The organism is Cereibacter changlensis JA139 (assembly GCF_003034985.1).
GTDB lineage: Bacteria > Pseudomonadota > Alphaproteobacteria > Rhodobacterales > Rhodobacteraceae > Cereibacter > Cereibacter changlensis.
In genome coordinates this window covers 1-409 of sequence record NZ_PZKG01000442.1, presented here as the reverse complement: position 1 = coordinate 409, position 409 = coordinate 1, and the positions used below count along the sequence as shown (strand labels likewise).

The 409-nt window shown below is 62.6% G+C and carries 1 protein-coding gene; it reads left to right on the top strand.

The features are described from left to right. The first annotated feature begins 169 nt into the window (after positions 1 to 169). A complete protein-coding gene (locus C5F48_RS24570; RefSeq protein ID WP_107666188.1) occupies positions 170 to 370 on the top strand; it encodes a hypothetical protein in 201 nt (66 codons plus the stop codon). Positions 371 to 409: the final 39 nt, after the last annotated feature.

The following is a 409-nucleotide window of genomic DNA, read 5'->3' as shown; positions in this document are numbered from 1 at the left end:
TTTGTGCAACAGAGCCGGGCGGGATCGAAAAAACTCCCGAACCGCCTTGGAAGTGAACCTTTCATTAACCTGCCCATGCGATTTTTCGGCGCAATCGAGATACGAAGGAAACTTTATGCGCGCCCGCCACGTTGCTCTCAACGAACTCCTTACCTGATAGGAACAGCAGATGACCGCCCTGTTGATCTTTCCCTGCCTGGCGATCCTCTGGTTGCTGCTGGCGGACCGGCTTGGCTGGCTGACCGACCAGCCGTTGCGCACCCGGTCGACCGCCGCGCCCGCGCCGGATCTGCCGCCTTCCTACGCGCCGCTGGTGGCCTCGGGCGAACGCCTGTCGAACAGCGGGCCAAGCAAGGCTACCCGACGATAGGCGACCAGATAGAATGCGGCGACGCCGGCCAGCCCGAGC

Bases quoted from the DNA above. Each gene is read 5' to 3' on its own strand.
- C5F48_RS24570 (WP_107666188.1), top strand. From the start codon at position 170: ATGACCGCCCTGTTGATCTTTCCCTGCCTGGCGATCCTCTGGTTGCTG.